Origin of the sequence: Herbaspirillum sp. AP02 (assembly GCF_015767275.1) — a bacterium.
GTDB lineage: Bacteria > Pseudomonadota > Gammaproteobacteria > Burkholderiales > Burkholderiaceae_D > Herbaspirillum.
The window spans coordinates 119909-131610 of sequence record NZ_JADWMY010000013.1 but is presented as its reverse complement, the minus strand read 5'-3'; the positions used below and the strand labels follow the sequence as shown (position 1 = coordinate 131610).

Genomic DNA, 11702 nt, shown 5'->3' with positions numbered 1-11702 from the left:
ACCGACTGGTTCAGCGCGGTGACGGTCAGCATGGGCGCCGCCAGCGATGGCGGGCCGCCCATGCTGACCGTCACCGCGCTGAACCAGTCGGTGGCGCGCATGCTGGAGCGCAATTTCCCGTTGATCTGGGTCAAGGGCGAGATCTCCAACTTCACCCGCGCCGCCTCCGGCCATTGGTATTTCAATCTCAAGGATGATGGCGCCCAGGTACGCGCGGTCATGTTCAAGGGCCGCGCCCAGTACGCCGGCTTCATGCCACGCGAGGGCGACAAGGTCGAGGTACGCACCCTGGTCACCCTCTACGCGCCACGGGGTGACTACCAGTTGAACGTGGAAGCCATCCGCCGCTCCGGCGTAGGCGACCTCTACGCCGCCTTCGTGCAGCTGAAGGAAAGACTGGAGCGCGAAGGCCTGTTCGCCCGCGAACGCAAGCGGCCCCTGCCGGGCTTTGCACGCCGCATCGGCATCGTCACCAGCCCCCAGGCGGCCGCGCTGCGCGACGTACTGGCCACCCTGCGTCGCCGGGCGCCGCACGTGGAGGTGGTGCTCTATCCCACCCCGGTGCAGGGTGAAGGCGCCGCCCAGCGCATCGCCGCCGCCATCCAGACCGCCTCGGCCCGCGCCGAATGCGACGTGCTGCTGGTCTGCCGGGGCGGTGGCAGCATCGAAGACCTGTGGTCCTTCAACGAAGAGGTAGTGGCCCGCGCCATCGTCGCTGCGGCCATGCCGGTCATTTCCGGTGTGGGCCACGAGACCGACTTCACCATCGCCGACTTCGCCGCCGACCTGCGCGCCCCCACGCCCACCGCCGCCGCCGAGCTGGCCGCTACTGCCCGCGAAGACTGGCTGGCCGAACTGCGCGGCCATGCGGGCGAGCTCACCCGCGCCCTGCGCCGCCGCCTCGCCGACCGCGCCCAGAACATGGACTGGCTGGCACGCCGCCTGGTCAATCCCGGCGCCACCATCGCCCATGAGCGGGTCAAGCTGGCGGCCCTGCAAACCCGCCTCTCGCATGCCAACCGCGTGCCGTTGACGCGCATGCGCCATCGCCTGCAGCAGGCCGCCACCCACCTGGCGCATCAGATGCCCGATACCACCCACGTCCGACGTGACCTGGGCGAGTTGGCGCGCCGCCTGCAGGACGCCCAGGCAAGCCGCCAGGCCCAGCAACGCCAGGCGCTGGCCAGCCTGAACGCGCAGCTGGAACTGCTGAACCCGCAACGCACGCTGGAACGCGGCTATGCCATCGTCAGCGACCGTCAGGGGCGGGTGCTGCACGCACCGGCCGAGCTGGCCGCCCGCAGCGAGATCACCATTCGCCTGGCCCAGGGCAGCGCCGAGCTTGGCATTGCCAGCGTACAGCCACGGCTGGATTGACGGGTGAACGCGCTACGCTTGACAGCTGTGGCAGACTTTTTTCTCATCTGCTTATAACGCCGGCCGGGGACGGTTCCCGGCCCGTTCGGCCTCGCAGGTCCGGCACGCAGGTGAAGGATGAGCTGGAACGTCTTTCCACCGCTGGCATCTACGGTTTTCCCTGCCTCGCGAACAGACGTCACACCAGCAAGAACCATTCGCATTACCCGAATGGGATGTGAAAGAAGCCGACCGGCAGCGCATTTGATCGAGTGCAAAGAATTGTCTTCCGCTTTAGAATCTCAGGTTCGGAACAGACCCCTTCGTAGCAAACCAACAAGACTGAAAGGATTCATCATGGCACATACCCTTCCGGCACTGCCTTACGATCTGGACGCGCTGGCGCCCACGATTTCCAAGGAAACCCTGGAATATCACTATGGCAAGCACCATCAGACCTATGTGACCAACCTGAACAACCTGATCCCGGGTACCGAATTCGAAAACCTGTCCCTGGAAGAAATCATCAAGAAATCTTCCGGTGGCATCTTCAACAACGCCGCCCAGGTGTGGAACCACACCTTCTACTGGAACGGCCTGACCCCGAAGGGTCAAGGCGCTCCGAGCGGCGCGCTGGCTGACGCCATCAACGCCAAGTGGGGCAGCTTCGACGCCTTCAAGGCCGAGTTCACCAAGCAGGGCCTGGGCAACTTCGGTTCCGGCTGGACCTGGCTGGTCAAGAAGGCTGACGGCACCCTGGACATCGTCAACACCACCGGTGCCGGCACCCCGCTGACCACCGACAGCAAGCCGCTGCTGACGGTCGACGTGTGGGAACACGCCTACTACATCGACTACCGCAACGCACGCGCCAAGTATGTCGAAAACTACTGGGGCATCATCAACTGGGAATTCGTGGCCAAGAACTTCGCCTGATCATCGGCACCCGCCTTCCCGGCAAGAAAAAACCACGCGCAAGCGTGGTTTTTTTTCGTCCCCGCCCGGCAGCCGGCCTCAGGAAAAACGATCCAGCACGCTGTACCAGGCCACCCCGGCGGCGATGTAGAAACGCTGCAGGCCATGCAAGGGAATCGGCTGGATGGTGCTGACCGGGAACGGGAACACCGCCCCCGCCTGCCCGGTGATGCGCTGCGCCAGGCAACGCCCCATGGTGCTGGCCATGGCAATGCCGCGACCGTTGTAGCCCACCGCGATGGACAGCCCGGCCGCCGGCTCATGCACGTGCGGCAGGAAATCACGCGTGATGGCGACCCGCCCCGACCAGCGGTATTCATAGCCGATCCCCGCCAACTGCGGGAACAGCAGTTCCACCGATCGCTCGAGGTGGGCGAAATCATCCGCCCCGCGCGGCTCGCCGAAGGGACCCCGACCGCCCATGAGCAGGCGCCCCTGGGCGTCGCGCCGGTAATACAGCAGCAGGCGTCGAGAGTCGGAGGTGACCTCGCCACCGGGCAGGATGCTGGCACCCTGCTCCGGCGACAGCGGTTGCGTCGCCACGATGAAGCTGTTGGCAGCAATCACCGATTGCCGCAGATGCGGCCACAGCCCATCGGTATAGCCATTGGTGGCGATGACCACGCGCTCGGCATCCACATGCGGCCCCTGGGCGCTGTGCAGGCGCCAGCCCGGCTGGCGTCGCTCCAGGCGCACCACCGGCGTGCCACCGTGGATCACCCCCCCCAGCCGCTGGGCGGCACGCGCCAGACCCTGGCAATACTTCAGCGGATGCAGGCTGCCGGCACGCTCGTCTTTCCAGCCGCCGACGTAGGCATCGGTGCCGATATGGCGCGCCACCTCGGCCGCATCCATCAACCGCGCCGGCGCGCCTTCGGCCATCCACTGCCGGGCGCGGGCTTCCAGTGCATGCATCACCTTGGCGGAATGGGTGGGCTGGATCCAGCCGCGCCGCAGCGCATCGCAGGCGATGCCGTGGCGTTCGATCAGGTCGAAGACGGTATCGGCGGCCGAACCGATGGCCGCGATCAGCGGATCGGCCACGGCGCTGCCGAACATCACCCGCAACTGGTCCGGGTCGTACTTGAGCCCCGGAATCACCTGCCCGCCATTGCGCCCGGAAGCGCCCCAGCCGGGGGCATGGGTATCCAGCACGCACACCGATACCCCGGCCTCGGCCAGGTGCAGTGCGGTCGAGAGCCCGGTATAACCGGCACCGACGATGACCACGTCATAGCGCGCGCTGGTGGCCAGCGGCGGCACCTCCGGCGCAGGGTCGGCGGCGGTGGCCGCCGTGGCCGCCCACAGGGAGGGCGGAAAATCCTGCAGCAAGCTTGTCATGCGCGCCTCACTTGCCGATCACGCGCCGCAGGAAATCCTGGGTACGCGCATGTTGTGGTTCACTCAGGACCTGTGCCGCCGGCCCGGATTCGACGATGCTCCCGCTGTGCAGGAAGCAGACGCGGTCAGCCACCTCGCGGGCGAATCCCATCTCGTGCGTCACCACGATCATGGTCATGCCGTCCGCGGCCAGGGTGCGCATCACCGCCAGCACCTCGCCCGCCAGTTCCGGGTCCAGCGCCGAGGTCGGTTCATCGAAGAGCATGGCTTCCGGCTGCATTGCCAGCGAGCGCGCAATGGCCACACGCTGCTGCTGGCCGCCCGACAATTGCGCGGGATAGGCATCGCAGCGCTGCGCCAGGCCGACCTTGTCCAGCAGGGCGATGGCCTGCGCCCGCGCCTGTTCACGTGGCACCCGGTTGACGAAGATCGGTCCTTCGGTGACGTTCTCCAGCACCGTGCGATGCGGGAACAGGTTGAAGCGCTGGAACACCATGCCCACCCGCGTGCGCAGGCGATGGATGTCGGCGCCGTTGCGATCCACGCGCTGGCCGTCGATCAGGATGTCACCGCGCTCGTAGGATTCCAGCCCGTTGATGCAACGCAGGACCGTCGACTTGCCCGAACCCGAGGGCCCGATCAGGCAGACCACCTCGCCCTGTGCGACCGACAGCGAAACATCCTTGAGCACCTCGTGCTGGCCGAAGCACTTCGAAATACGCTTGACCTCGATCATCGCGCCCTCCCCTTGCTGCCACGAATTTCCAGGCGACGGATCAGGAACACCAGCGGTAGCGACAACAGCAGGTACAGCACTGCCACCATGGTGTAGACCGTCATGTTCTGGAAGGTACTGGAGGCGATCATCTGGCCGGCGCGGGTCATTTCCAGCACGGTGATGGTCGAGACCAGCGAAGAATCCTTCAACATCATCACCAGCGTATTGCCATAGGGCGGCAGCGCGATGCGAAAGGCCTGCGGCAGGATCACGCGGCGCATGATCAGCGGCCCGCGCATGCCGATCGATTGCGCCGCCTCGATCTGGCCCACATCCACCGCCTCGATGCCGGCACGGAAGTTCTCCGCCTGGTAGGCCGAATAGGCGATACCCAGCCCGATCACCCCGGCCTGGAAGGCGGAGAGCTGGATACCGATCTCGGGCAGCACGAAATAGATGTAGAACAGCTGCACGATGATGGGCAGCCCGCGGATGATGTTGACGATGGTGGCGCCCAGCAGCGAGACCGGTTTCAGGCGCGATACCTTCATCAGCGCCAGCACCAGGCCCAGCAGCGAACTGAGCAGGAAGGAATAGATCGTGACTTCGATGGTGACCAGCGCTCCCTTGAGGAGGATGGGCAGGAAGTCCAGCACGGTTTGGGAAAGCATGGGCGTGGAAATGTGCGTGGGAAGGTACGTAGGAAGGCCACCCGCCACCCTGCGGCGACGGGAACCTGGGCGGCCGCAGGTGGAGCGGCGGCCTCCTGTTACAGCGACGTCGCGCCGACGTCAGCCCGGTTCACTCAGTTCAGCTTCCACTGATCGACGATGCGCGCGAGCGTGCCATCGGCCTTGAGTTCGGCAATCGCCTTGTTCAGCCGCTCCATGAGCTTGGGATCGCCCTTGCGGATCACCAGGCAGACATCGCCCATCAGGGTGGACTGGTATTCCTTGACCAGCCGCACCTGGGGATTGGCGCCCTGCGAGAGCTGGTAGGCCACGATGGGACGATCGCCAAAACCGGCCTTGATGCGACCCAGGCCGACGTCGCGCATCATGTCGGCCACCGAGTCGTAGGTCTTCACTTCCTTGAAGCCGCCCTTCTTGTTCAGGGCATCGACGAACACCGTCCCCACCTGGGCGCCGACGATCTCACCCTTGAGGTCATCCAGCGTCTTGTAGACCTTCTGGTCCTGGGCGTTGACGAACAGGCCCTCGCCATAGGAATAGACCGGATCACTGAAGTCCACGATCTGGGCGCGGGCCTCGGTCTTCAACATGGCCGCGGCGATGATGTCGATCTTGTTGCCGGTCAGCGAGGGGATCAGCGCGGAGAACGGCGTCTGCTGGATGTTCACCGAAAAGCCGGCCTTGCTGCCCACCGCCGTGACGGTATCGACCATCATGCCCTGCAGCTTGTTGGTCTTGATATCGAGGAAGGTGAAAGGCACCCCGGTGGAGGTGGCGCCCACGTTGTAGCTGGACTGGGCCATGGCAGGCGCGGCGGCCAGCACCGACATCAGGACCGCAGCCCCGAGCAGTGGCGACAGCAGACGATGCAACAGGCGACTGGATGGCAGATTGAACGACTTCATACGACTCCCCCTTTGGCACAAGATCACGACGGATCGGAACGAACGGCTGGAAGTCCGCACGCCGGCAGGTGCCGACGGCGGTGTGGACTGCAGCGCCCCCGGGCGGGGACGCGGTTTCCGGTCTTCCTCCCCGGCCCGGCCTGCATCGGACTACCCGGTATGGCGCGATGCGACTTAAACCACTGAAGCGGCTGGAAGGGCTGAGGCGGGAAGAACGGCAGACGACAAACAAAGATGCATGAATATCAATATACGGCCTTCGATTAAGTATATTTGGTTTACTCGAATCGTCAATAGATATTTATGTATCGATATTCGATACATAAGAAGCGAATTCCCGTAGAATTCTGTCATTCCTATCTGCGAGGAGTAGGCATGAGCGAGACCGAAGCAAGCCCCACCGACCTGCTGTTCAATCAATCACTGGAAAAAGGCCTGGCCGTGCTGCGCGCCTTCAATGCCCAGCGCCGCACCATGACCCTGGGCGACGTGGCCAGCGCCACGGCCATTTCCAAGAGCTCGGCGCAACGCATGGTGCATACGCTGGAAACACTGGGCTACATCTGCAAGCATCCCAGGACCCGCCGCTACCAGCTCACGCCCAAGGTGTTAGAGGTGGGCTACAACTACCTGGCGGCCGACATCCTGGTGGACGTGGCCAATCCCTTCCTCTCGGAACTGGCCAACATGACCGGCGAGACCGTCAACCTCACCGAGCCCTACGAGCGCGAGATGGTCTACGTGGCCCGCTTCGTGGCCAGCAAGTTCATTCCCATCCACATGCCCATCGGCAGCCGCATCCCCATGTATTGCACCGCCTCCGGGCGCGCCTACCTGAGCGGGCTGGACGAGGGCGAAGCGCAGGCGCTGCTGCTCTCCAGCGAGCGCGCCGTGCACACGCCGCATACACGCACCGGGGTGGAAGAGATCATGGACATGGTCAGGATGGCCCGCGAACGCGGCTTTGCCAGCAACCGGGAAGAACTGTTCCTGGGCGACATGACGGTGGCCGCGCCCATCTTCAACAGCGAGCGCCGGCCAGTGGCTTCCGTGCACGTGGTGGCGCCGACCAGCCGCTGGACGGCCGAGGATGCCGAACGCAAGCTGGGGCCGCTGGTATTGGAGTGCGCACGCTCGATCTCCAATTCGGTGCGCACGCTGGTGTGAGGCCACAGCAGGAAAGTACAAGAACGTCCACCGCGCCTGTGTCACAATCGCCGCTCCCCCTTACCGCTACACAGACTACCGATCGGAGACCCCATGGCCCACGTCACCCTGCATAATGCCGCCGGCTACGCCCAGGACATCAAGGCGCGCATCCACCAGCTCAAGTCGGATGAACCGGAAAGCAATGGCGGCAAGGACACCGGTCCCGCGCCCTATGAACTGCTGCTGGCCGCGCTGGCATCCTGCACCTCGCTGACCTTGCGCATGTACGCCGACCGCAAGGGCTGGGACCTGGGCAGCATCGCGGTAGACGCCCACTTCGGCCGCGACGACAGCGGCCTGGAAACCATCACCCGCAAGATCAGTTTCGGCAATGCGCTGAGCCAGGAGCAACTGACCCGCCTGGCGGAAATCTGCGAAAAGACCCCGGTCACCAAGACCATCCGCCAGGGTACGGCAATTCAGACGTCGATCGCATAACCGGCTGCGCGCCAGGCATCGATGCCGCCGGTCAGCGGCCGCACCCGGGTGTAGCCGCGTCGCATCAGCTGGCGCGCCACCACAGCCGCCGACGCCTCGTTGGGACAGGCGCAATAGACCACCACCTCCCCCTCCACCGGACCATCGAAGACGAAGGTCTGGATTTCCTGGTTGGAGATGGTCACCGCCCCCGGGATGCGGCCATCCTGCTGCAACAGCGGCGAGCGCACATCGATGATGGTGGGTGCATTGCCCTGTTCGAGCATGGTGTTGAGTTCATCCACGGTGATGCGCGCCATCTCCAGCGACTTGCGGAAGCGCCGGCGCTGCCACCACTTGTTGGCCACGAATGCCGCCAGCGCCACGGTGATCATCAGCATGCCGTAATGGCCCAACTGGGCCAGCACGTTCAACAGGTCATCCACGGCCGAGCTGAACAGCGAACCCAGGAAAATCCCCAACCCCGCCCACAACGCACTGCCGGCCGCATCCCACAGGAGGAAGCTGATGCGGCGCGTCCCCATGGTGCCGGAGAGTGCGCTGGCAATCGAAGCGAAGCCGGGAATGAACTTGGCCAGCAACAAGGAGCGCACGCCCCAGCGCAGGTAGATCGATTCGGTCTGGCGCACACAGGAATCCGGCGACAGCGAAATGCGGCAGAGGCGCGACATGATCTGGCGCCCGTAGCGACGGCCGGCGAGATACCAGACGTAATCGGCCATCAACGCCGCACAGACCGCCAGGGCGAGCAACAGCAGCGGCGAGTAGCGACCGGTAGCCGACAAGGCCCCCGTGATGATCAGGGTCGGATAGGCCGGCACCGGCGCCCCCAGCTGCTCCACCAGCACGTTGACGAAAACGAGGATCAGACCGTATTGCTCGATGAGGTGGTAGAGGGTTTCCATGGCCAGGCCGCCTTGATGTCTTGCCGCATGAGAAGCGGCGACTGTCCCGCCGTGACGGCGGATTGCAGGCTGACATTATAGGCAAGGCGGCCCCGCCCCGCTCGCAAAAGGCCGGGCGATAAAAAGCGCCCTGCCCACCCGCAATCACACGGGCGCGCAGGGCGCGAACGAGGAAGACCTCGGAGAAATCGATACTGCCGGACAGCCTCAGGCTGCGTGCTTGATGACGGTCTCGGTCTGGCCACTGGCGGTGCCGCCGCCATCCTGCGGCGCCGGTCGGGTCCGGGCCAGGAACACCAGTACCGCTGCCAGCAGCGAGGCACCGGACAGGGCATACAGGCCACCCTGGATGGACCCGGTCTTCTGCTCCAGATAACCGAAGGTGGCCGGCGCGAAGAAGCCGCCCAGGTTGCCCAGCGAATTGACCAGCGCCAGCACCGCTGCCGCAATGCGTGCATCCAGGTAGGCCTGCGGAATCGGCCAGAACAGCGAGGAAGCCGCCTTGAAGCCGATGCCGGCGAAGCACACCGCGACAAAGCCGATCACCGGCCCGGACGATGCCGACACCGCCATGCCCGCCGCCGAGATCACCAGCGCGGTGGCGACCCAGAACTGCTGCCGCTTGAAGCGCGCCGCCAGCACCGCGAACATGTACATGGCGGCAATGGCGATGATCCACGGGATGGTGTTGAACAGGCCGACCTGGAAGTCATTGAAATGCCCCATCTTCTTGATGATGGTCGGCAGCCAGAAGGTCGCACCATAGATGGTCAGCTGGATGGCGAAGTAGATCAGGCAGAACAGCACGATCTGCGGGTCGCGCAGCAGGCTCAGGGCCGACACGTGCGCCGGCCGGTTGGCAGCGCGCAGCTCCTGTTCGGCGGCAATCACCGCGGTCAGCGCCTCGCGCTGTTCCGGGGAGAGCCACTTGGCATCGCCCGGAGTGGAATCCAGCACCTTCCAGACCACCACGCAGAACACCATCGAGGCACCGCCTTCGATCAGGAACATCCATTGCCAGCCGTGCAGTCCAGCCCCTTCGATCAACAGCAGCGCCCCGGTAATCGGGCCGGACAGGATGGAAGCAATCGCCGAGCCCGACAGAAACACCGCCATGGCTCGTCCGCGTTCATGATTGGGCAACCATTGCGTGAAGTAATAGATCACGCCGGGGAAGAAGCCCGCCTCGGTCACGCCCAGCAGGAAACGCATGAAATAGAAACTGGTTTCGTTATGCACGAAGGCCATGCAGGCCGCCACCAGGCCCCAGGTGAACATGATGCGGGTCAGCCACGCGCGCGCGCCAAAGCGTTGCAGCAGCATGTTGGACGGCACCTCGAAGATCGCATATCCGACGAAGAACAGCCCCGCCCCGAGGCCGAAGGCGGCCGCCCCGATGCCCAGGTCGGTAGAGAGGTGACTGCGCACGAAACCGATGTTGACGCGGTCGATGTAGTTGATGATGAACATGGCCACGAACAGCGGCAGGATGCGCCACTTGATCTTGCTCACCGCGCTGGTGAGGGCCTGGTTTGCTGCGCCTGATGATGCGGATGGGGAAGGATTCACGGGTTGTCTCCTCTGTTGAGCCCGTACTACCGATGGATGAAAGAAAATTCGGGCCGGCGGCGCGTTCATCGCGCTCTTGTCACGGCCTCGCTAGCAGATGTGCAGCCCCGTGCTCAACGCACCAGGCAAGGTTTCTTGGGATCGAACTTCCAGCCCGGGATCAGGTACTGCATGGCCACCGCATCATCCCGCGCACCCAGTCCCATGTTGCGATAGGTCTGGTGGGCCGCTTCCACCTGTTCCATGTCCAGTTCCACGCCCAGGCCGGGCTTGGCCGGCACCTGCACCTTGCCGCCCACGATCTGCAGCGGTTCGCGGGTCAGGCGCTGGCCGTCCTGCCAGATCCAGTGGGTATCGATGGCGGTGATCTTGCCCGGCGCGGCTGCGGCCACATGGGTGAACATCGCCAGCGAGACATCGAAGTGGTTGTTGGAATGTGAACCCCAGGTCAGGCCCCACTCATGGCACATCTGCGCCACCCGTACCGAACCCTGCATGGTCCAGAAATGCGGGTCGGCCAGCGGGATGTCCACCGACTGCAGTGAAATCGCATGGCCCATCTGGCGCCAGTCGGTGGCCACCATGTTGGTGGCAGTCTGCAGGCCGGTGGCACGGCGGAACTCGGCCATCACCTCACGTCCGGAATAGCCTTCCTCGGCGCCGCACGGATCTTCCGCATAGGCCAGCACGTCATGTTGGTCGCGGCACAGGCGGATGGCATCCTTGAGCAGCCAGCCGCCGTTCGGATCAAGGGTGATACGGGCCTTGGGGAAGCGTTCGGCCAGCGCCGTGACGGCGGCGATCTCTTCCTCGCCACGCATGACACCGCCCTTGAGCTTGAAGTCGTTGAAGCCATACCGCGCATAGGCCGCCTCGGCCAGGCGGACCACCGCCTCGGGCGTGAGCGCGGCTTCATGGCGCAGGCGCAGCCAGTCGTCGGCCTGCTCCGCTTCGGCGTGATACGGCAGGTCGGTCTGCTTGCGGTCGCCCACGTAGAACAGGTAACCCAGCATTTCCACTGCATCGCGCTGCTGCCCCTCGCCCAGCAGCGCCGCCACCGGCACTTCCAGGAACTTGCCCAGCAGGTCCAGCAGGGCCGCCTCCAACGCGGTAACGGCGTGGATGGCGATGCGCAGGTCGAAGGTCTGCAGGCCACGTCCACCGACATCGCGGTCGGCGAACGCCGTGCGTGCCCGGTTCAGGATGCCCTGGACATTGCCGATGGACTGGCCCACCACCAGCGAGCGCGCATCCTCCAGCGTCTGGCGGATGCCCTCCCCGCCTGGAACCTCGCCCACCCCGGTATGGCCGGCACTGTCGGTGAGGATCACCAGATTGCGCGTGAAATACGGACCGTGGGCCCCCGACAGGTTCAACAGCATGCTGTCGTGACCGGCCACCGGAATGACGCGCAGCTCGGTCACGCGGGGCGCGCCCTTGGTCAAGCCAGCAGAAGGCGAGGACAAGGATGAGGACGGGGAGGAGGCAGGAGTGGCAAGGGAAGTCATGGCAGCACTTTCTCTTTCAATGAAGAAAACCCGGCACCCACCGGGAATGACCTGGCAGCGGATCCGGCAATAATTTGGTAGCGGTA

At 64.7% G+C, this 11702-nt stretch carries 11 protein-coding genes; 4 read left to right on the top strand and 7 right to left on the bottom strand.

Annotated features, from left to right (window positions below; translation table 11 throughout):
- Nucleotides 1-30 precede the first annotated feature (30 nt).
- Complete coding sequence (gene xseA, locus I5R65_RS21635) at nucleotides 31-1377, top strand: exodeoxyribonuclease VII large subunit (protein ID WP_196872323.1); 1347 nt, start codon at nucleotides 31-33, stop codon at nucleotides 1375-1377.
- 336 nt (nucleotides 1378-1713) lie between these two features.
- Complete coding sequence (sodB, locus tag I5R65_RS21630; protein ID WP_180670851.1) at nucleotides 1714-2292, top strand: superoxide dismutase [Fe]; 579 nt, start codon at nucleotides 1714-1716, stop codon at nucleotides 2290-2292.
- Nucleotides 2293-2370: 78 nt separating this feature from the next.
- On the opposite strand, the gene I5R65_RS21625 is transcribed toward sodB, so the two are convergent.
- From I5R65_RS21625 to I5R65_RS21610, 4 genes are all read right to left on the bottom strand, one after another.
- Entirely contained in the window at nucleotides 2371-3672 is a 1302-nt protein-coding gene (locus I5R65_RS21625) for an FAD-binding oxidoreductase (RefSeq protein WP_180670850.1), read from the bottom strand.
- 7 nt (nucleotides 3673-3679) lie between these two features.
- Nucleotides 3680-4408, bottom strand: a complete 729-nt coding sequence (locus I5R65_RS21620; protein WP_180670849.1) for an amino acid ABC transporter ATP-binding protein — start codon at nucleotides 4406-4408, stop codon at nucleotides 3680-3682.
- Nucleotides 4405-5061: an amino acid ABC transporter permease gene (locus I5R65_RS21615; RefSeq protein WP_006463752.1), complete on the bottom strand. Its 657-nt coding sequence runs from the start codon at nucleotides 5059-5061 to the stop codon at nucleotides 4405-4407. Before I5R65_RS21615 ends, I5R65_RS21620 begins: the two co-directional genes overlap by 4 nt.
- A gap of 134 nt (nucleotides 5062-5195) precedes the next feature.
- Nucleotides 5196-5912, bottom strand: a complete 717-nt coding sequence (locus I5R65_RS21610) for an ABC transporter substrate-binding protein (RefSeq protein WP_180670862.1) — start codon at nucleotides 5910-5912, stop codon at nucleotides 5196-5198.
- Nucleotides 5913-6362: 450 nt separating this feature from the next.
- Between I5R65_RS21610 and I5R65_RS21605 the strand changes: the two genes are divergently transcribed.
- Nucleotides 6363-7154 (top strand): IclR family transcriptional regulator, encoded by a 792-nt coding sequence (locus I5R65_RS21605; protein ID WP_180670848.1) that lies wholly within the window; start codon nucleotides 6363-6365, stop codon nucleotides 7152-7154.
- Between the two features lie 93 nt (nucleotides 7155-7247).
- On the top strand, nucleotides 7248-7634 hold the full coding sequence (locus I5R65_RS21600; RefSeq protein WP_006463755.1) for an OsmC family protein: 387 nt from the start codon (nucleotides 7248-7250) through the stop codon (nucleotides 7632-7634).
- Here I5R65_RS21600 and I5R65_RS21595 read toward each other — a convergent pair.
- The 3 genes from I5R65_RS21595 to gudD form a co-directional block, all read right to left on the bottom strand.
- Nucleotides 7616-8539: a DedA family protein/thiosulfate sulfurtransferase GlpE gene (locus I5R65_RS21595; RefSeq protein WP_180670847.1), complete on the bottom strand. Its 924-nt coding sequence runs from the start codon at nucleotides 8537-8539 to the stop codon at nucleotides 7616-7618. The genes I5R65_RS21600 and I5R65_RS21595 overlap by 19 nt on opposite strands.
- 207 nt (nucleotides 8540-8746) lie before the next feature.
- Nucleotides 8747-10009, bottom strand: a complete 1263-nt coding sequence (locus I5R65_RS21590) for an MFS transporter (protein WP_370461009.1) — start codon at nucleotides 10007-10009, stop codon at nucleotides 8747-8749.
- A 212-nt stretch (nucleotides 10010-10221) separates the two neighbouring features.
- Nucleotides 10222-11616, bottom strand: coding sequence for a glucarate dehydratase (gene gudD, locus I5R65_RS21585; RefSeq protein ID WP_255493468.1), 1395 nt, complete (start codon nucleotides 11614-11616; stop codon nucleotides 10222-10224).
- Nucleotides 11617-11702: the final 86 nt, after the last annotated feature.

Coding starts and splice junctions, on each gene's coding strand:
- xseA (WP_196872323.1), top strand. CDS start 31: ATGGGCGCCGCCAGCGATGGCGGGCCGCCCATGCTGACCGTCACCGCG.
- sodB (WP_180670851.1), top strand. CDS start 1,714: ATGGCACATACCCTTCCGGCACTGCCTTACGATCTGGACGCGCTGGCG.
- I5R65_RS21625 (WP_180670850.1), bottom strand. CDS start 3,672: ATGACAAGCTTGCTGCAGGATTTTCCGCCCTCCCTGTGGGCGGCCACG.
- I5R65_RS21620 (WP_180670849.1), bottom strand. CDS start 4,408: ATGATCGAGGTCAAGCGTATTTCGAAGTGCTTCGGCCAGCACGAGGTG.
- I5R65_RS21615 (WP_006463752.1), bottom strand. CDS start 5,061: ATGCTTTCCCAAACCGTGCTGGACTTCCTGCCCATCCTCCTCAAGGGA.
- I5R65_RS21610 (WP_180670862.1), bottom strand. CDS start 5,912: ATGTCGGTGCTGGCCGCCGCGCCTGCCATGGCCCAGTCCAGCTACAAC.
- I5R65_RS21605 (WP_180670848.1), top strand. CDS start 6,363: ATGAGCGAGACCGAAGCAAGCCCCACCGACCTGCTGTTCAATCAATCA.
- I5R65_RS21600 (WP_006463755.1), top strand. CDS start 7,248: ATGGCCCACGTCACCCTGCATAATGCCGCCGGCTACGCCCAGGACATC.
- I5R65_RS21595 (WP_180670847.1), bottom strand. CDS start 8,539: ATGGAAACCCTCTACCACCTCATCGAGCAATACGGTCTGATCCTCGTT.
- I5R65_RS21590 (WP_370461009.1), bottom strand. CDS start 10,009: ATGTTCATCATCAACTACATCGACCGCGTCAACATCGGTTTCGTGCGC.
- gudD (WP_255493468.1), bottom strand. CDS start 11,616: ATGACTTCCCTTGCCACTCCTGCCTCCTCCCCGTCCTCATCCTTGTCC.